This window comes from Kitasatospora phosalacinea (genome assembly GCF_000716545.1).
Taxonomy (GTDB): domain Bacteria; phylum Actinomycetota; class Actinomycetes; order Streptomycetales; family Streptomycetaceae; genus Kitasatospora; species Kitasatospora phosalacinea.
Genome location: NZ_JNWZ01000063.1, coordinates 1 through 18,765, shown reverse-complemented (window position 1 = coordinate 18,765; position 18,765 = coordinate 1). Strand labels below are relative to the sequence as shown.

Here is an 18,765-nt window from a genome sequence, read left to right as displayed (position 1 = left end):
GTCGTCGCGCCCGTCGCGGCGGCGGGGCACCGGCTCGTCGGAGCCGGGACGGGCCCGGCGGCAGGACACAATGGGGGCATGAACTCGCTCGCCCATCCGCACTCGCGCTTCACCCCGGCGGTCCAGGACCCGGACGGCCCCCGGGAGTTGGTCATCCTGGGCTCCACCGGTTCGATCGGCACCCAGGCCATCGACGTGGTGCTCCGCAACCCCGACCGGTTCCGGGTGGTCGCGCTGTCCGCGGCCGGCGGCCGGGTGGGACTGCTCGCCGAGCAGGCCGTCGCGCTCGGCGTGCACACCGTCGCGGTGGCCGACCCGGCCGCCGAGCGGCCGCTGCGCGAGGCGCTGGCCGCGAAGGCCGGCGGCGCCCCGCTGCCGCGGGTGCTGGCGGGCCCGGAGGCGGCCACCGAGCTGGCCGCCCTGGAGTGCCACTCGGTGCTCAACGGCATCACCGGCTCGATCGGCCTGGCCCCGACGCTGGCCGCGCTGCGGGCCGGCCGGGTGCTGGTGCTGGCCAACAAGGAGTCGCTGATCGTCGGCGGCCCGCTGGTCAAGGCGGCCGCCCGGCCCGGCCAGATCGTGCCGGTGGACTCCGAGCACGCCGCGCTGTTCCAGGCGCTGGCCGGCGGCACCCGCGCCGAGGTCCGCAAGCTGGTGGTGACGGCCAGCGGCGGCCCGTTCCGCACCCGCACCCGCGAGCAGCTGGCGGGCGTCACCCCCGCCGAGGCGCTGGCGCACCCGACCTGGGCGATGGGCCCGGTGGTGACGATCAACTCGGCGACCCTGGTGAACAAGGGCCTGGAGGTGATCGAGGCGCACCTGCTGTACGACGTGCCCTTCGACCGGATCGAGGTGGTGGTCCATCCGCAGTCGGTCGTTCATTCGATGGTGGAGTTCACGGACGGCTCCACGCTGGCCCAGGCGAGCCCGCCGGACATGCGGATGCCGATCGCGCTGGGCCTCGGCTGGCCCGACCGGGTGCCCGACGCGGCGCCCGGCTGCGACTGGACCAAGGCCGCGACCTGGGAGTTCTTCCCGCTCGACGACGAGGCCTTCCCGGCCGTCGAGCTCGCCCGCGAGGTGGGTACGCTCGGCGGGACGGCCCCCGCGGTCTTCAACGCCGCCAACGAGGAATGTGTGGACGCTTTCCTGAAGGGCGCACTGCCCTTCACCGGAATCGTGGACACTGTGGCGAAGGTGGTCGCCGAACACGGCGCCCCGGCGGCGGGAACTTCGCTCACGGTGGAGGACGTACTCCAGGCTGAGCACTGGGCCCGCGCGCGGGCCCGGGAACTGGCGGCAGGTTAGGTACGACGGAGGCGACGCGGTGGACAAGCTGATGTGGGTGCTGGGCGTCCTGATCTTCGTGGTCGGGCTGCTCTTCTCGATCGCCTGGCACGAGCTCGGCCACCTCTCCACCGCGAAGCTGTTCGGCATCCGGGTGCCGCAGTACATGGTCGGCTTCGGCAGGACCATCTGGTCGACCAAGCGCGGCGAGACCGAGTACGGCCTCAAGGCCGTCCCGTTCGGCGGCTACATCCGGATGATCGGCATGTTCCCGCCCGGCGCGGACGGCCGGCTGACGAAGCGGTCCTCCTCGCCCTGGCGGAGCATGATCGAGGACGCCCGGGCCGCCTCCTACGAGGAACTGCAGCCCGGCGACGAGACCCGGCTGTTCTACACCCGCAAGCCGTGGAAGCGCGTCATCGTGATGTTCGCCGGCCCGGGCATGAACCTGGTCCTGGCGATCGGGCTGTTCCTCGCCCTGTTCATGGGCATCGGCGTGCAGCGGGCCGTGCCGACCGTGCAGGAGGTCAGCGAGTGCGTCGTCCCGGTCAGCGCCAAGACCGACGACTGCGCGCCGGACGCCGAGAAGTCCCCGGCCAACCTGGCGGGCCTGCGGGCCGGCGACACCGTGCTCACCTTCGGCGGCGTCCCGATCCACGACTACCCGCAGCTGCAGAACCTGATCCGGGACTCCGCGGGCAAGCAGGTCGACATCCAGGTCCGGCACCGGGGCGGCGAGGAGCAGACGCTGCGCGCCGACATCAAGACCAACACGCTCCAGGCGTACGACGAGGACAACAACCCGATCAAAGGGCGGACCGTCGACGCCGGCTTCCTCGGCATCACCCCCGCCACCGGCGTGCACCACATGACGCTCGGCGAGAGCGCCGACCAGATGGGGACGATGGTCCGGCACAGCGTCGAGTCGCTGACCCAGCTGCCGGGCAAGATCCCCGGCCTGTGGCACGCCGTGGTCGACGGGGCCCCCCGCGACACCGACTCGCCGATCGGCATGGTCGGCGCCGCCCGGCTCGGCGGCGACGTGTTCTCGATGGACCTGCCCGCCACCCAGCGGCTCGCCTTCTCGGTGCAGCTGCTGGCCGGGATCAACCTGATGCTGTTCCTGTTCAACATGCTGCCGCTGCTGCCCCTGGACGGCGGCCACATCGCCGGCGCGCTGTGGGAGTCGGTGCGCCGCACCGCCGCCCGGGTGCTGCGCCGGCCCGACCCCGGGCCGTTCGACGTGGCCCGGCTGATGCCGCTGGCCTACGTGGTGGCCGGGATCTTCATCTGCTTCACCGGCCTCGTGATGGCCGCCGACATCGTCAACCCGGTGCGCATCAACTGACCGCGCGCCACCCACGGCCGGGTGTGCTCCGCCACCCGGCCGTGGCGTACCGTTGGACGCCGGGCGCCCCCGCCACCGCGTGAGCGCCCCGACTCACCGAACCTCTCCAGAGGAAAAAACTGCGCACATGACCGCGATCTCGCTCGGTATCCCCTCCCTGCCGCTCAAGCCGCTGGCCCAGCGCCGCCACTCGCGTCAGATCATGGTCGGCAACGTGCCGGTCGGCGGCGACGCGCCCGTCTCGGTGCAGTCGATGACCACCACGCTCACCTCCGACGTCAACGCGACGCTGCAGCAGATCGCCCAGCTGACCGCCTCGGGCTGCCAGATCGTCCGGGTCGCCGTCCCCTCCCAGGACGACGCCGACGCGCTGCCGATCATCGCCAGGAAGTCGCAGATCCCGGTGATCGCCGACATCCACTTCCAGCCGAAGTACGTGTTCGCCGCGATCGACGCCGGCTGCGCCGCGGTCCGGGTCAACCCCGGCAACATCAAGGCCTTCGACGACAAGGTCGGCGAGATCGCCAAGGCCGCCAAGGACGCCGGCGTGCCGATCCGGATCGGCGTCAACGCCGGCTCGCTCGACAAGCGGCTGCTGGAGAAGTACGGCCGGGCCACCCCCGAGGCGCTGGTGGAGTCCGCGCTGTGGGAGTGCTCGCTGTTCGAGGAGCACGACTTCCGCGACATCAAGATCTCGGTCAAGCACAACGACCCGGTCGTGATGATCAACGCCTACCGGCAGCTCGCCGCCGCCTGCGACTACCCGCTGCACCTCGGCGTCACCGAGGCCGGTCCCGCCTTCCAGGGCACCATCAAGTCCGCGGTGGCCTTCGGCGCGCTGCTCGCCGAGGGCATCGGCGACACCATCCGGGTCTCGCTCTCCGCCCCGCCGGCCGAGGAGATCAAGGTCGGCATCCAGATCCTGGAGTCGCTGAACCTGCGCCAGCGCGGCCTGGAGATCGTCTCCTGCCCGTCCTGCGGCCGCGCCCAGGTCGACGTCTACAAGCTCGCCGAGGAGGTCACCGCCGGCCTGGAGGGCATGGAGGTGCCGCTCCGGGTCGCCGTCATGGGCTGCGTCGTCAACGGCCCCGGCGAGGCCCGCGAGGCCGACCTCGGCGTCGCCTCCGGCAACGGCAAGGGACAGATCTTCGTCAAGGGCGAGGTGATCAAGACCGTGCCCGAGTCGAAGATCGTCGAGACCCTGATCGAGGAGGCCATGAAGCTGGCCGAGCAGATGCAGGAGGAGGGCTCCCCCTCCGGCGCCCCCGTCGTCGTGGCCGCCGAGTGACGGTCTGAAACCCCCGGCGGGGCCGCCCTGGTGGGCGGCCCCGCCCGTTCGAGAGGTGCCCCCGTGCTCGACCGAGGTGTGATGCTGCCCGGCCCCTTCCAGGCCGCCCGGGCGCTCGCCGCCACCCGCGTGCTGGAGGCCCCCGACCTCGACGACGCACTGGAGGTGCTGCAGCGCGACCCGGTCGCCAACGCCTTCGTCGCCACCCGGGTGGAGGCCGTCGGCCTCGACCCCTGGCGGCTCGGCGGCGAGATGTGGGGCTGGTACGACGCCCACGGCCGGCTCGACGCGCTCTGCTACGCCGGCGCCAACCTCGTCCCGGTGGGCGCCGGCCCCGAGGCCGTCCGGGCCTTCGCCGAACGCGCCCGACGGCAGGGCCGCCGCTGCTCCTCCATCGTCGGCCCCGCCGAGGCCACCGCCATGCTCTGGGCGCTGCTGGAGCGCTCCTGGGGCCCGGCCCGCGACGTCCGCGCCCACCAGCCGCTGATGGCCACCTCCACGCCCGTCACCGAGATCGGGCCCGACCCGCTGGTGCGCCGGGTCGGCCGCACCGAGATCGAGGCGCTGATGCCCGCCTGCGTGGCCATGTTCACCGAGGAGGTCGGCATCTCCCCGCTGGCCGGCGACGGCGGGCTGCTCTACCAGGCCCGGGTCGCCGAACTGGTCTCCGGCGGACGCTCGTTCGCCCGCTTCGACGAGGACGGCAAGGTCGTCTTCAAGGCCGAGATCGGCGCCGTCACCGCGAGCGCCTGCCAGATCCAGGGCGTCTGGGTCGCCCCCGAGCACCGCGGCAAGCGGCTCTCCGAGACCGGCATGGCCGCCGTCGTCAACACCGCGCTGGCCGAGGTCGCCCCCGTCGTCTCGTTGTACGTCAACGACTTCAACGTCCGGGCCCGCGCCGCCTACCGCCGGGTCGGCTTCCGCGAGGTCGGCGCGTTCATGAGCGTGCTGTTCTGACCGGCCGTCAGCGCTGCGCCGGGTCGCGCAGCGGCAGGTGCGCGCCCATCACCGCGTACGGGCGGGCCGTGTTCGGGAAGCGCACCGCCGCGGCCAAGTCCCGGTAGCCCAGCGAGCGGTAGAGCCGGCGGGCCGGGGTCTCCGCGTCGATCGCCGACAGGATCGACCGGTCCAGGCCCGAGTGCCCGCACAGGGTGCGGATCAGCCGGGTGCCCACCCCCAGGCCCTGGAACTCCGGCAGCACGTGCAGCTCGGTCACCGCGAACACGCCGTCCAGCCAGCCCTCGTGACCGCGCGCCGCCAGGTACGGCTCGATCACCGTCGACCACCAGTGCGTCCGCTGGTTCGGCATCCCGTACCCGAACCCCACCAGCCGCCCCCGCGCCATCGCGCCCAGCGCCACCACCCCCGGCTGCATCGCGTGCCGCCCCACGATCGGCAGCCGCACCGCCACCTCGTGCGGTGCCAGGCCGAACGCGACCGCCTGGACCTCCAGCACGGCGGGCGCCCACGCCGCCAGGTCGATGGCCTCGATCGTCACCCCGGTGTGCTGCTCCATGAAGCGGGACGTTACTACCTGCCGCCACGGACGGCCGAGCGCCCCGGCCTCACAGCCAGGCGGCGAACTCCAGATGGAGCTCGGCCGTCGCGGCGTCGCCCGCCGCGAACGCCGCCAGCGCGGTGTCCACCGCCCGCAGCAGCGTCCAGGCCCGGACCCGGTCGGCGGGCAGCTCCACCGCCTCCGCGAGCCGGGACACCCGGCGCCTGGCCTCCCCGCGCGGGCCCGGGGCGGCGGCCAGGGTGTCCAGCCGGTCTAGCACCAGGCCCGCCAGGTCGTACGCCCGGTCGCCGACCAGCGGGCGCGGCGCCACCGCGAGCCACGGCGAACGGTCCGCCGCCAGCACCCGGCCGTGCTGGAACTCCCCGTGCAGCAGCCACCCGCCGCCGTCCGCCGCCAGCGCCGTCGCCTCCAGCGCCTCGTCCACCAGCGGACCGGCGTCGGCGGCGGGCGGCAGCGAGCGGCGCTCGGCGAGCCGTTCCGCGAGCCGCCCGGCGTGCTCCGCCAGGGTCGGGAACGGGTGCCCCGCGGGCACCTCGACCCACAGCCGGCGCAGCAGGCTGGTCGCCTCCAGCATCGCCTTCGGCTCCGCCAGCGAACGCAGCGGGATCTGCCCGTGCAGGCGCTCCAGCAGCAGCGCCCCGTCGGCCTCGTCCAGCAGCAGCACCGCCCCCCGGCCCGCCCACACCCGCAGCGCGGCCGCCTCGGCGGACGGCCGGGAGAGCTTCAGCGCCACGGGTGCCAGGTCGTCGGCCCGGTGCGCGTGCAGCACCAGGCTGCTCCGGCCGCCCGGCTCCACGACCCGCTCCGGCACCAGGCCCCAGTCGGCCAGCCGTCGTGCGGCCAGCCCGGGCAGCTCCGCCAGCCAGGACCGTCCGGCCGGGGTGCCCTCCGCCCGCACCGACTCGACGAGGCGCGGGGGGATGTCGAACTGCGCAGGTTGTGCCATGGGAGCGATTATCCGGGGCCGGGGCGGATCCAGGGGCCCGGGCAGCGGCGGGGCCCCGGTCCCGCCTCCCGCCGTTCTGGTCCGGGGGGCCTCACTGCTCCACGGCGAGGCCCGGGAGGGCGGGGAGGTCGGCGCCCCAGTGGGCGGCGCGGAGGGCGGATTCGCGCAGGGCGGCGGCGGCCTGCGCGCGGAGGGCGGGGGTGGCGGCCAGGTCGGCGTAGGCGGCGGTGAGCTGGGTCTCCAGGTGGGCGGCCAACCGGGCGGCGGTCGGGGCGTCCTTGACCTGGAAGGGGAGGCGGTAGCCGGCGGCCGCGGCGGTGGGGGAGGCGCCGCCGGCGGTGAGCAGGCGCTGCCAGCCGTCCCGGCGGGCCTGGTGCGCGGCGTACGCGCCCCGGGCGTCCTCCCGCTGGGGCCCGGCGGGGAGGAACGCGCCGACCACGCCGTAGCCGTAGACGGCCGCGTGCTCGGCGGCGAGCGCCGTCTGCAGGGCCTCGGCGTCGGCGGCGGGGAGCGGGCCGGGCGAGGACGAGGACGAAGCCGAAGCCGAAGCGGAGGGTGCGGGGGAGGGCGGGGCGGTGGTGTCGCCGAGGGCCGCCGCGTGGGCCGCGCCGGAGGCGGCGACCGAGGCGAGGGTCCGGGCCAGGCCGGGGGAGGCCGCGGCGAGGTCGGCCAGCCGCAGGTCGGCGGTGCGCAGTTCGGCGGCGGCGAGGTCGGCGGAGGTCCGGGCGGCGGTGGAGGGGGAGGCGGCCGCGGCGGCGGGGGACGCCGACGCCGACGGGGACGGCGGGGGCGGTGTCCGGGCGAGCGCCTCGCGGTGCTGGAGGAGGTCCTCGCGCAGGGCGCCGAGCCGGTCGGCGTCGGCGGGGCCCGCGGCGAGGACGGCGTCGTAGTCGGCCAGCAGGGCGTCGGTGGCGGCGAGTTGACGCAGCCGCAGCGGGCGGTCCGGGTCCTCGGCCTGCGGTCGCGCGGGCTGCGCGGGGTGCCCGCCCGTGCAGCCGGTGAGCGACTGGAGCCCGGCGAGCGCCCCGAGGGCCAGGAAGGTCCGGCGTGCGGGCGCGGGCATCGGTGCTCCAGCGGGTCGGTGGGGGCCGGTGTCCCCCGTCGGGAGAATCTTTACCGGAGACGCACGCGCTCCGTACGGAGCTTGGACGGTATCCGACCGCTGTGAGGTTCCTCGCAGGGGGCGCGGGCGCCCGGGTCGGAATCGGCGGTTCGGGGGTCGACCCGATAGGCTTCGCCGTGAGTTAGCACCTTCGACAACAGCAGACGCGGCCGAGGAGTCACCCGGATGAGCACCACCCCCACTGACCGGCTGCGCGCTCTGTTGGAGCCGCTGGCCGCCGAGGCCGGGCTCGACCTCGAAGAGGTCAAGGTGACCCAGGCCGGCAACCGCCGCCAGGTGCAGATCGACGTGGACGCCGACGGCGGCGTCGACCTCGACGCGATCGCCGAGTTCTCCCGGCTGGTGAGCCAGGCGCTGGACGCCTCCGACCTGATGGGCGAGGCCCCGTACCTGCTGGAGGTCGGTTCCCCGGGCGCCGAGCGCCCGCTGAACGAGCCGCGGCACTGGCGCCGGGCGACCGGCCGGCTGGCGGCGGTCAAGCTGGTGGACGGCGCGGAGCTGACCGCGCGGGTGCTGGAGAGCGACGAGGACGGCGCGCTGGTCGAGGTGCAGCCGGTGAAGGGGCGCGGCCGCCCCAAGGAGCGCCGACTGGAGTTCGCGGAGATCGCGCGGGCCCGGGTGCAGGTCGAGTTCAACCGCAAGGACGAGGAACTGCTCGACGCCGCCGCCGACATCGCGGACGTGGACGAAGAGGAAGAGGAGGCGTAGTCGTGGACATCGACATGAGTGCCCTGCGCGGGCTGGTCACCGAGAAGGGCGTGCCGTTCGACCTGCTGGTCGAGTCGATCGAGTCGGCCCTCCTCATCGCGTACCACCGCACCGAGGGCTCGCGCCGCCGGGCGCGGGTGGAGCTGAACCGCAAGACCGGCCACGTGACGGTCTGGGCGCTGGAGGACGCCTCGGAGCTGGACGAGGGCGTCGAGCCGAAGGAGTTCGACGACACCCCGTCGGGCTTCGGCCGGATCGCCGCGTCCACCGCCAAGCAGGTCATCCTGCAGCGGCTGCGGGACGCCGCGGACGACCAGACCTTCGGCGAGTACGCGGGCAAGGAGGGCGACATCGTCACCGGTGTCGTCCAGCAGGGCAACGACCCGAAGAGCGTGCTGGTCGACATCGGCAAGCTGGAGGCCATCCTGCCGCCGCAGGAGCAGGTCCCGGGCGAGGACTACCGGCACGGCACCCGGCTGAAGTGCTACGTGGTGGGCGTGCGGCGCGGTGTCCGCGGCCCGTCGGTGACGCTGTCGCGCACCCACCCGAACCTGGTGAAGCGGCTGTTCGCGCTGGAGGTCCCGGAGATCGCGGACGGCTCGGTGGAGATCGCCTCGATCGCCCGCGAGGCCGGCCACCGCACCAAGATCGCGGTCTGGTCGCGCCGCCAGGGCCTGAACGCCAAGGGCGCCTGCATCGGCCCGAACGGCATGCGGGTGCGCGGCGTGATGGCCGAGCTGCACGGCGAGAAGATCGACATCGTCGACTGGTCGGAGGACCCGGCCGAGATGGTCGCCGCCGCGCTGTCGCCCGCCCGGGTGACGAAGGTGGAGATCGTCGACCTGGCCCAGCGCTCCGCCCGGGTGATCGTGCCGGACTACCAGCTGTCGCTGGCGATCGGCAAGGAGGGGCAGAACGCCCGCCTGGCCGCCCGGCTCACCGGCTGGCGGATCGACATCCGCCCGGACACCGAGGCCCCGTCCGAGGAATCCCCGGCCCGCTAGCAACGTTGTCATGTGCCTCCGGAGATCTACTCGGCGGCGGTGAGTCCCTTCGGAGGGGTAGACTTGAACGTGTCTGGCCGGACGCATGTCCGGGCATGCCCTGAACGCACCTGCGTGGGCTGCCGCAAGCGCGCGGCCAAGCACGAGCTGCTGCGTGTCGTGGCGGGCGAGGACGGATGCGTCCCCGATCCCCGCGGCACTCTGCCGGGCCGGGGCGCGTACCTGCACCCCGACCCGAACTGCCTCGACCTCGCGGTCCGCCGCCGGGCGTTCCCCCGGGCCCTTCGGGTCCAGGGCGCGCTCGACCCCGGCGCCCTGCGGGAGCACGTCGGGGCGGGAGCAGGTCCGGCCGATCGGCAGTCGGCCCACTGACGGGCCCCGCGCCCGGCAACACGCACCAGCGCACGGCACGTCGAACTCCGCCGTGCGCCCCAGTCAGGTACCTCGCGAGATGGAAGTAGGTCGAGATTGCGATGAGCACTCGATGAGTACGCGATGAGTACGCCCATGAAGTAACAGCGGTCCGGCGGACGAATACCCCGGACGCATAGACAGGAGCGAAGTGGCTAAGGTCCGGGTATACGAACTCGCCAAGGAGCTTGGCTTGGAGAGCAAGGCCGTCATGGCCAAGCTCACCGAGCTGGGCGAGTTCGTGCGTTCAGCGTCCTCGACGATCGAGGCGCCGGTCGTGCGCAAACTGACTGACGCTTTGGGAGCGACCCCGCCGTCCGGCGGCGCGTCCTCCGCGAAGCCTGGCCCGCGGAAGCCCGCGGCGCCCCAGCCGACCGGCGGTGCCGGTTCGGCGGCACCCAAGCCGGGTGCCCCCACCCCCGGCCCGCGTCCCACCGGGACGCCGGGCCCCCGTCCGACCCCCGCGACCCCCGCGCCCGCGGCGGGTCCCTCCGCGCCCAAGCCGGCCGGCGGCCCCACCCCGGGTCCGCGTCCGGCGACGCCCGCCCCGGCCGCTCCGGCGCCCGCGGCGGCTCCGGCGGCGGAGTTCTCCTCCCCGGCCCCGGCCGGCGAGGCTCCGGCGCGTCCGGCCGCCCCGCGGCCGGCCGCGGCCAACCCCGCGGCCCGTCCGGGCCCGCGTCCGGCCGGTCCGCGTCCGGGCAACAACCCCTTCACCTCGGGCGGCGCGTCGGGCATGGCCCGTCCGTCCGCCCCGCGTGCGGGCGGCCCGGCCGGTGAGCGCGGTCCGCGTCCCGCCGGCGAGCGCGGCCCCCGTCCGGCCGGTGCGCCGGGTGGCGAGCGCGGTCCCCGTCCCGGTGGCGAGCGCGGCCCCCGTCCGGCCGGTGCGCCGGGCGCCGGTGCCCCGCGTCCGGGCGGCGCGCCGTCCGGTGAGCGCGGCCCCCGTCCCGGTGGCGCCCCGCGTCCCGGTGGTCCGGGTGCCGGTGCTCCGCGTCCCGACGGCATGCCGCGTCCGGCCGCTCCGCGTCCGGGCGGTGCGCCCAGCCCGTCCGGGATGCCCCGTCCGAACCCCGGCATGATGCCGCAGCGTCCGGGCCCGCGCCCGGGTCCGGGTGCCGGTGCGCGTCCGGGTGGCCCCGGTGCGCGTCCGGGTGCTCCGGGCGGTGCCCGTCCCGGCTTCCAGGGCCGTCCGGCCGGTCCGGGCTCGCGTCCGGCCGGTGGCGGCTTCGGCGGCCCCCGTCCGGGTGGCGGTGCCGGTGGCGGCGGCGGTTTCGGTGGCGGCGGTGCCCGTCCCGGCGGCTTCGGCGGTCGTCCCGGCGGCCCGGGTGCCCGTGGTGGCACGCAGGGCGCGTTCGGTCGCGGCCCCGGTGGCCGTCCGGCCCGCGGCCGGAAGTCGAAGCGCGCGAAGCGCCAGGAGTACGAGGCCATGCAGGCCCCGTCCGTCGGCGGCGTGATGCTGCCGCGCGGCAACGGCTCGACCGTTCGCCTCTCGCGCGGCGCTTCGCTGACGGACTTCGCGGAGAAGATCAACGCCAACCCGGCGGCGCTCGTCTCGGTGATGTTCAACCTCGGTGAGATGGTCACCGCCACCCAGTCGGTCTCCGACGCCACGCTGCAGCTGCTGGCGGACGAGATGGGCTTCGTGCTGGAGATCGTCAGCCGGGACGACGAGGACCGCGAGCTGCTGGAGTCGTTCGACATCGACTTCGGTGTCGACGAGGGCGACGAGGAGCAGCTGGCTCCGCGTCCGCCGGTGGTCACCGTCATGGGTCACGTCGACCACGGCAAGACCCGCCTGCTCGACGCGATCCGCAAGACCAACGTGGTCGCGGGCGAGGCCGGCGGCATCACCCAGCACATCGGTGCCTACCAGGTGGCCACCGAGGTGAACGGCGAACTCCGTCCGATCACCTTCCTCGACACCCCGGGTCACGAGGCGTTCTCCGCCATGCGTGCCCGTGGTGCCAAGTCCACCGACATCGCGATCCTGGTGGTCGCGGCCAACGACGGCGTCATGCCGCAGACGGTCGAGGCGTTGAACCACGCCAAGGCCGCCGGCGTGCCGATCGTGGTCGCGGTCAACAAGATCGACGTCGAGGGCGCGGACCCGACCAAGGTCCGCGGCCAGCTCACCGAGTTCGGCCTGGTGGCCGAGGAGTACGGCGGCGACACCATGTTCGTCGACATCTCCGCCCGCCAGGGCCTCAACATCGAGGAGCTGCTGGAGGCCGTGGTCCTGACCGCGGACGCCTCCCTCGACCTGCGCGCCAACCCGGAGCAGGACGCCCAGGGCATCGCGATCGAAGCCCACCTGGACAAGGGCCGCGGCGCCATGGCGACGCTGCTCGTCCAGCGCGGCACCCTGCGGGTCGGCGACTCGATCGTGGTCGGCGACTCCTACGGCCGCGTCCGCGCGATGCTGGACGAGAACGGCAACAACCTCTCCGAGGCCGGCCCGTCCCGTCCGGTGCTGCTGCTCGGTCTGACCTCGGTGCCCCGCGCCGGCGACAGCTTCATCGTCGTCGACGAGGACCGCACCGCCCGCCAGATCGCCGAGAAGCGCGCCGCCCGCGACCGCAACGCCTCGATGGCCCAGCGCCGCGTCCGCGTCTCGCTGGAGGGCTTCGAGGCCGCGCTGGCCGCCGGCAACATCGAGAAGCTCAACCTCATCATCAAGGGTGACGTCTCCGGTTCCGTCGAAGCCCTCGAGGACGCGCTCGTCAAGCTGGACGTGGGCGAAGAGGTCGAGCTGCGGGTCCTGCACCGCGGTGTGGGTGCCATCACCGAGTCCGACGTGGACCTGGCGATGGGCTCGGACGCCATCATCATCGGCTTCAACGTGCGCGCCGAGGGGCGTGCCCGTACCGCGGCCGAGCGCGAGGGCGTCGACATCCGGTACTACTCGGTCATCTACCAGGCGATCGAGGAGATCGAGGCCGCGCTCAAGGGCCTGCTCAAGCCCGAGTACGAGGAGGTGCGCCTCGGCTCCGCGGAGATCCGCGAGGTGTTCCGCTCCTCCAAGTTCGGCAACATCGCCGGTGTGCTCGTCCGCGAGGGCATCATCCGCCGCAACACCAAGGCGCGCCTGCTGCGCGACGGCAAGGTCGTGGCGGAGAACCTCAACATCGAGGGCCTGCGCCGCTTCAAGGACGACGCCACCGAGGTCCGCGAGGGCTTCGAGGCCGGTGTGACCCTGGGCTCGTTCAACGACATCAAGATCGAGGATGTCATCGAGACCTACGAGATGCGGGAGAAGCCGCGCTCGTAACGGGTGACCGACCGGGGCCGGCCGGCGGGGTGTCTTATCCCGTCGACCGGCCCCGGCCGCGCTTGTTAGGGTCGGGGACTGTCGGAACTCCTTCGAGGCTCCCAGGCCGGCCCAGGCCTGTCCCACATGTTCGTAGGAACACTCACCTTCGACCTGCTCCTCGGCGACGTGCACTCGCTCAAGGAGAAGCGGTCGATCGTGCGGCCCATCGTGGCCGAACTGCAGCGCAAGTACAGCGTGTGCGCCGCGGAGGTAGGAAACCAGGAGCTGCACCGCAGGGCCGAGATCGGCTGCGCGGTGGTGTCCGGCGACGCCGGGTACGTCAGCGAGATCCTGGACAGCTGTGAGCGGCTCGTCGCCGGCCGCCCCGAGGTGGTGCTGCTCTCCGCGAGGAGGCGCCACCACCACGACGACGACGAATGACCTGCGGGCGTCACCACCGTCACACCCGCACAGGACCGAGAGCGCCCACAAGGCTGGGCGCGGGCGGGTACGTTGGGGAGAGGGCCCCACCGGGTGAGGTCATGACCCGGGGTACGCGCCTACTGCACGAGGAGGCAACGTGACCGACACCGCTAGGGCGCGCAAGCTCGCCGACCGCATCCAGGTGGTCGTGGCGGAGACCCTGCAGCGCCGGATCAAGGACCCCCGCCTGGGGTACGTCACCATCACCGACGCCCGGGTCACCGGGGACCTGCGCGAGGCCACCGTCTTCTACACCGTCTACGGTGACGAGACCGAGCGCGAGTCCAGCGCGGCCGCGCTGGAGAGCGCCAAGGGCATCCTGCGCTCCGAGGTCGGCAAGCAGACCGGGGTCCGGTTCACACCGACCCTGACCTTCGTCGCCGACGCCCTGCCGGACAACGCCCGGAACATCGACGACCTGCTGGACAAGGCCCGGCTCTCCGACGCCGCCGTCCGCACCGCCGCCGCCGGAGCCGCGTTCGCGGGCGAGGCCGACCCCTACAGGTCGGCCCGCGACGACGACGAGGACGAGTGACCGTGGCCGGGGAGCCGGCCGAGTCCGGTACCGCGAGGGCGGTCTCCACCACACCGGTGGAGACCGCCCTCGCGGTGCTTCCGGGCCCTCGCAGCGGGTCGCCGGCCGCCTCCGGGGCGGAGGACGGCAAGCAGGACGCCTCCGGGGCGGAGGACGGCGAGCAGGACGCCCGGGGCCGGTTCGAGGAGGAGTGGCGGCGCGCCCTCGAACTGATCGCGGACGCCGACGAGATCGACCTGGTCTGCCACATCTGCCCGGACGGCGACGCGCTGGGCTCCGCGCTGGCCGCCGCGCTGGCGCTGCGCGGCCTGGACAAGCGGGTGCGGGTGTCGTTCGGCGACGACCCGCAGGTCATCCCGGAGTCGCTGTCCTTCCTGCCCGGGCAGGAGCTGATCGTCCCCGCCGCCGCGGTGCCCGACGCGCCCGCGCTGGTGCTGGCCTTCGACGCGGCCTCCGAGGAGCGGCTCGGCCTGCTGCGCGCCAAGGCGTTCGCGGCGGGCGCGCTGGTGGTGTTCGACCACCACGCCTCCAACCCCGGCTTCGGCACCGTCCGGCTGATCGACCCGTCCGCGCCCGCCACCGCCGTCCTGGTGGACGAGCTGCTGCGGCGGCTGCGGGTGCCGCTCGACCGGTCCATCGCGACCTGCCTGTACACCGGCATCGCCACCGACACCGGCTCGTTCAAGTACCGGGCCACCACGCCCGCCACCCACGAGATGGCCGGGCGGATGCTGGCCACCGGCATCCGGCACGACCTGATCTCCCGGCAGCTGTGGGACACCACCTCCTTCGGGTACCTCAAGGTGCTCGCCGGGGCGCTGGAGCGGGCCGCGTTCGAGCCCGAGGAGGCCCGCGGGCACGGGCTGGTGTGGACCTGGGTGCCGTACCAGGACCTGGCGCTGTTCGGCGTCACCGTCGAGGAGATCGAGGGCCTGATCGACGTGCTGCGCAAGCCCGCCGAGGCGGACGTCGCGCTGGTGCTCAAGCAGGACCCGGACGGCACGCTGCGCGGCTCCTGCCGCTCCCGCGGCGCGGTCGACGTCGCGGCGGTCTGCGCCCGGCTCGGCGGTGGCGGGCACGTGTACGCGGCCGGGTTCAGCGCGCGGGAGGCGGTGGAGACCGTCGTGGAGCGGTTCCGGGCGGCGCTGGCCGAGGTCGCGGCGGCGGCGGACTCCGCGGGGCCGGGCGCGCGCTAGGCTCGTGCGGTTCGGTGGTCGGGCCGCCGGAGCGGCCGCGCAGGGATGCGTGCGGGATTTCGAAATGATGATGAAGCGATGAAGCGTAAAGGGACGGGCCCCGACGGGCTGGTCATCGTCGACAAGCCGGAGGGCATCACCTCGCACGGCGTGGTCGCCAAGCTCCGCTGGCTGGCCGGCACCAGGAAGGTCGGGCACGCGGGCACCCTCGACCCGATGGCCACCGGCGTGCTGGTGATCGGCGTCGAGCGGGCCACCCGGCTGCTCGGCCACCTGATGCTCACCGCCAAGACGTACGAGGCGACGGTCCGGCTCGGGCAGACCACGGTCACCGACGACCGGGAGGGCGAGGTCACCGCGTCCGTCCCGGCCGACGGGGTGGCGCGCGAGGCGGTCGACGCCGGGGTCGCCGCCCTCACCGGCGAGATCATGCAGGTGCCGTCCAAGGTCAGCGCGATCAAGATCGACGGCAAGCGCTCGTACGCGCGGGTCCGCGAGGGCGAGGACTTCGAGCTCGCCGCCCGGCCCACCACGGTGCACTCCTTCACGGTGCACGAGGTGCGCCCGGCCGTCGCCGAGGACGGCACGCCGGTGCTCGACCTGGACGTCACCGTGGAGTGCTCCTCCGGGACGTACATCCGGGCGCTGGCCCGGGACCTGGGCGCGGCGCTCGGCGTCGGCGGGCACCTGACCGCGCTGCGGCGCACCAGGGTCGGGCCGTACTCGGTCGAATCCGCGCGCACCCTGGAGCAGTTGGAGGAGAAGCTGGAGGTGCTGCCGATCGCCGAGGCCGCGGCGGCCGCCTTCCCGCGCTGGGACGTGGACGCCGAACAGGCCCGGCTGCTCTCCAACGGCATGCGGCTGGACGCGCCCGGGCTGGGCGCGGACGGGCCGGTCGCGGTCTTCGACCCGGACGGGCGGTTCCTGGCGCTGATCGAGGAGAGCGGCGGCAAGGCCAAGCCGGTGGCGGTCTTCGTCGGCTGAGGGCCGCCGGGCGGCGGCGGGGCCTTCCCGGCGCCGCCCCGGCGTCAGCGCAGCGCCAGGTGCCAGTCGTTGCTGCGCAGGAAGCGGCCCGAGCGCTGCGGGTACTCGAAGTCGCACGGGCCGCCGTCGGTGAAGCCCAGGCGCGAACACAGCGCGTTGGACGGGGCGTTGTCGACGGCGGGGAAGGCGTGCAGCACGCCGGGGGCGGCCGGGTCGGCGGCCACCAGCGCGCGCAGCGCGGTGAGCATCGCCCGGCCGGCCGCCAGCGCGACGCCCCGGCCCTGGAACTCCGGCAGCACGTTCCACCCGGTCTCGTGCACCTCGGCGCCCCGCCACTCGCGCCGGTGGTGGGCGATCGAACCGGCCTCGGCGCCGTCGACCAGCACCGCGTACATCGCGCCGCCCAGGGACGGGAGGGCGAGGTAGCGGCGGTGGCGCAGCAGCACCTGCTCCTCGGTCTCCGGGCCGCCGACGTGCCGGCGCATCAGCGGGGTGTTGATGCGGCGCAGCAGGCCGAGGCGGGAGTCGGACCAGGGTTCCAGGCGGACGTCCATGACGGGCAGGGTGGCCCCCGGGGCGGGCGGGGCGCCAGCGGTTTTCCGGCGGGCGGTCCCGGCCGTGGCCCGGGGCGGTGGGGCGGATCGGCCAGGTGCGCCGGCCAGGTGCGTCGGCCAAGTGCTTCGGCCGGCGCGGGAGTTGGGGCGGTCGGGGGTGGGCCGGGTGGTTCGGGGCGGGGTGCGCGCCCGGCGGGGTGGCGGGGGGCGCGCGGAGTGAAGCGGTGTGGTGAGAGGGGCGTGCGGGGTGCCGTGTGACTGGTGGGGGGCAGGCTGACCGCGGCGTGTACGGCGGCCGTACCCCGGTCCCGCGCGGGGCCGGGCGCGGCCCGGCGGGAGGACTGGCGGATGGGCGAGGGTGCGGGCGCCGGCTTCGCGGGGGATCCGGCACAGGCGCTGCTGCGGATCAGGGACCAGCAGGGCCGGCTGTGCGGCCTCGGCTTCGTCGCCGACCGCGACGGCACCGTGGTCACCGCGCACGAGGCGGTGGCCGGACTGCCCCGGCTGGTGCTGCACACCCCCGGCGGGCAGTCCCGGGTGCTCGGCCCGGAGAGCGTCGACCTGCTCCCCGACCGCGGCCTGGCCCTGCTGCGCACCGCCGCCGTCGGCGGCGTGCCGGGCCCCGCCCTGCCGATCGGGCGCGGCCCGGCCACCGGCCCCCTCGCGGTGCCCCACCAGCGCTGGGAGGACGGCGCGCCCGCGCTGGCCCGGGGCGGCCCGATCGGCCGGGAGAACGGCCGCTGCGGCGACGGCGCCCTGGTGCGCACCGTCCCCGGCGTCCTGCTGCTCGACCTGTCGGCGACCCCGCTCGCCGGGGCGCCCGTCCTCGACCCGGAGACCGGCGCGGTGCTCGCCGTGATCGCCCCCCGGGTGCGCGCCGTCCCCGGCCCCGGCGTGGCCGCCGTCCCGCTCACCGCCGACACCGCGCCCCCCGGGGACTCCCCGCTCGGCCGGCTGCTGGCCCGCAACGGCGCCGACGCCCCCGCGTACGGGCGGGCGCTCAACCTCGGCGGCGCGCTGCGCCTGGCCCGGGCCCAACTGGAGGGCGCCGCCGCCGGGCCCGGCCGGATCGCCGAACTCGCCGCCGACCGGGTCGACCGCCCCGACGGCCTCAGCGGCGAGGAACCGCAGGACGTCCTCACCGTGCTGCTCGGCGAGAGCGGCAGCGGCCGCACCACCGAACTCGCCGCCCTCGCCGTCCGCCGGGCCGGCGCCGCCCGGCCGCTGCCCACCCTGTGGCTGCGCGGCGCCGACCTCGCCCCCGGCGACCGCACGCTCGGCGACCCGCTGCGCCGCCGACTCGCCGCCGCCGCGCGGCAGTCGGGCGTGCCCGAGGTCGAACCGGGGGAGCTCGCGGCCCTGTGCGCCGACGCCGGACGGCCGCTGCTGGTGGTGCTCGACGGGCCCGAGGAGGCCCCGCTCGCGCTGTCCGCGCGCTGGCTGACCGCCGGCCTGGAGTGGCTGCGCGCCCACCGGGCCAGGGCCCTGGTCGCCTGCCGGCCCGACGGCTGGGACCAGCTCGGCCCCTGGCGCTCCGCCGCCCGGGCGCTGTGGCTCGGCCCGCTCACCGACGACGCCGCGGCCCGGGCCGGGCGGCGCTACGGGCTGCCCGAGGCGTTCCTCGGCCCGGCCGAGCGCGGCCACCCGTTGGCCCTGCGGCTGGCCGGCGAACTGCGCGGCGCGGGCGTGCACGGCCCCGTCGGCAGCCGGGCCGAACTCTTCGGCGGCTGGCTCGACCTGGCCTGCCTCACCGTCGCCCGCCGGGTCGCCCTCACCCCCGGCGGCCCGCGCCGGCACCGCCGCGGCGGGCCGGCCGCGCCCGGCGAGGACGCCCGGCAGGTGCGGCGGCTGGCGGCCGTCGCGGCGGGTCGGCTGCACGAGGCCGCGCGGCTGATGCTCGGCGCGGGGGACGGGGCGCTGCCCGCCGAGGAGTTCGCGCGGCTGTTCCCGGACGCGGGCGGGTGGGCGCGGGCCGTCCGGGAGGAACGGCTGCTGGTGCCGGCGGGGACGGGGTACCGGGCGGGGCACGAGGAGTGGGCGGAGTGGCTGCAGAGCCTCCACCTGGACCTGGACGCGGCGCTGCGACTGGTGCTGGAGCTGTCTCTTATACACATCTGACGCTGCCGACGATA

Annotated in this window: 17 protein-coding genes; 13 read left to right on the top strand and 4 right to left on the bottom strand. The window is 75.0% G+C overall.

The window, feature by feature from the left end:
- Window positions 1-78: 78 nt before the first annotated feature.
- The 4 genes from dxr (at window position 79) to OO48_RS26565 (ending at window position 4,880) form a co-directional block, all read left to right on the top strand.
- A complete protein-coding gene (dxr, locus tag OO48_RS26580) occupies window positions 79-1,308 on the top strand; it encodes a 1-deoxy-D-xylulose-5-phosphate reductoisomerase (RefSeq protein WP_033220677.1) in 1,230 nt (409 codons plus the stop codon).
- A 19-nt stretch (window positions 1,309-1,327) separates the two neighbouring features.
- Entirely contained in the window at window positions 1,328-2,635 is a 1,308-nt protein-coding gene (locus OO48_RS26575; RefSeq protein WP_106970420.1) for a M50 family metallopeptidase, read from the top strand.
- Window positions 2,636-2,762: 127 nt separating this feature from the next.
- Window positions 2,763-3,923 (top strand): flavodoxin-dependent (E)-4-hydroxy-3-methylbut-2-enyl-diphosphate synthase, encoded by a 1,161-nt coding sequence (ispG, locus tag OO48_RS26570; protein WP_033220676.1) that lies wholly within the window; start codon window positions 2,763-2,765, stop codon window positions 3,921-3,923.
- 81 nt (window positions 3,924-4,004) lie between these two features.
- The gene (locus OO48_RS26565; RefSeq protein ID WP_051732847.1) at window positions 4,005-4,880 is read left to right on the top strand and encodes a GNAT family N-acetyltransferase; all 876 of its coding nucleotides are present in this window, start codon (window positions 4,005-4,007) and stop codon (window positions 4,878-4,880) included.
- A gap of 7 nt (window positions 4,881-4,887) precedes the next feature.
- Here the strand turns inward: OO48_RS26565 and OO48_RS26560 are convergent, their stop codons facing one another.
- The 3 genes from OO48_RS26560 to OO48_RS41075 all read right to left on the bottom strand — a co-directional run bounded on the left by OO48_RS26560 (window position 4,888) and on the right by OO48_RS41075 (window position 7,451).
- Complete coding sequence (locus OO48_RS26560; protein WP_033220675.1) at window positions 4,888-5,439, bottom strand: GNAT family N-acetyltransferase; 552 nt, start codon at window positions 5,437-5,439, stop codon at window positions 4,888-4,890.
- A gap of 49 nt (window positions 5,440-5,488) precedes the next feature.
- Window positions 5,489-6,388, bottom strand: a complete 900-nt coding sequence (locus OO48_RS26555) for an aminoglycoside phosphotransferase family protein (protein WP_081952404.1) — start codon at window positions 6,386-6,388, stop codon at window positions 5,489-5,491.
- 91 nt (window positions 6,389-6,479) lie between these two features.
- Complete coding sequence (locus tag OO48_RS41075) at window positions 6,480-7,451, bottom strand: DUF4439 domain-containing protein (protein WP_081952403.1); 972 nt, start codon at window positions 7,449-7,451, stop codon at window positions 6,480-6,482.
- Window positions 7,452-7,676: 225 nt separating this feature from the next.
- Here OO48_RS41075 and rimP point away from each other — a divergent pair, with 225 nt between their 5' ends.
- The 8 genes from rimP to truB all read left to right on the top strand — a co-directional run bounded on the left by rimP (window position 7,677) and on the right by truB (window position 16,079).
- Complete coding sequence (gene rimP, locus OO48_RS26545; protein WP_033220672.1) at window positions 7,677-8,219, top strand: ribosome maturation factor RimP; 543 nt, start codon at window positions 7,677-7,679, stop codon at window positions 8,217-8,219.
- Between the two features lie 2 nt (window positions 8,220-8,221).
- Entirely contained in the window at window positions 8,222-9,223 is a 1,002-nt protein-coding gene (gene nusA, locus OO48_RS26540) for a transcription termination factor NusA (protein ID WP_033220670.1), read from the top strand.
- 69 nt (window positions 9,224-9,292) lie between these two features.
- Entirely contained in the window at window positions 9,293-9,595 is a 303-nt protein-coding gene (locus tag OO48_RS26535) for a YlxR family protein (RefSeq protein WP_081952407.1), read from the top strand.
- 190 nt (window positions 9,596-9,785) lie between these two features.
- Entirely contained in the window at window positions 9,786-12,899 is a 3,114-nt protein-coding gene (infB, locus tag OO48_RS36690) for a translation initiation factor IF-2 (RefSeq protein ID WP_081952402.1), read from the top strand.
- Between the two features lie 126 nt (window positions 12,900-13,025).
- Complete coding sequence (locus OO48_RS26525) at window positions 13,026-13,322, top strand: DUF503 domain-containing protein (RefSeq protein WP_033220667.1); 297 nt, start codon at window positions 13,026-13,028, stop codon at window positions 13,320-13,322.
- Window positions 13,323-13,461: 139 nt separating this feature from the next.
- Entirely contained in the window at window positions 13,462-13,899 is a 438-nt protein-coding gene (gene rbfA / locus OO48_RS26520) for a 30S ribosome-binding factor RbfA (protein WP_033220665.1), read from the top strand.
- A gap of 2 nt (window positions 13,900-13,901) precedes the next feature.
- Entirely contained in the window at window positions 13,902-15,095 is a 1,194-nt protein-coding gene (locus OO48_RS26515; protein ID WP_245194814.1) for a DHH family phosphoesterase, read from the top strand.
- Between the two features lie 78 nt (window positions 15,096-15,173).
- On the top strand, window positions 15,174-16,079 hold the full coding sequence (gene truB, locus OO48_RS26510) for a tRNA pseudouridine(55) synthase TruB (RefSeq protein ID WP_033220663.1): 906 nt from the start codon (window positions 15,174-15,176) through the stop codon (window positions 16,077-16,079).
- A 44-nt stretch (window positions 16,080-16,123) separates the two neighbouring features.
- Here the strand turns inward: truB and OO48_RS26505 are convergent, their stop codons facing one another.
- Window positions 16,124-16,633, bottom strand: a complete 510-nt coding sequence (locus OO48_RS26505) for a GNAT family N-acetyltransferase (protein ID WP_033220662.1) — start codon at window positions 16,631-16,633, stop codon at window positions 16,124-16,126.
- 348 nt (window positions 16,634-16,981) lie between these two features.
- Between OO48_RS26505 and OO48_RS26500 the strand changes: the two genes are divergently transcribed.
- Window positions 16,982-18,751 (top strand): S1 family serine peptidase, encoded by a 1,770-nt coding sequence (locus OO48_RS26500; protein WP_051732843.1) that lies wholly within the window; start codon window positions 16,982-16,984, stop codon window positions 18,749-18,751.
- The last annotated feature ends 14 nt before the right edge of the window (window positions 18,752-18,765 follow it).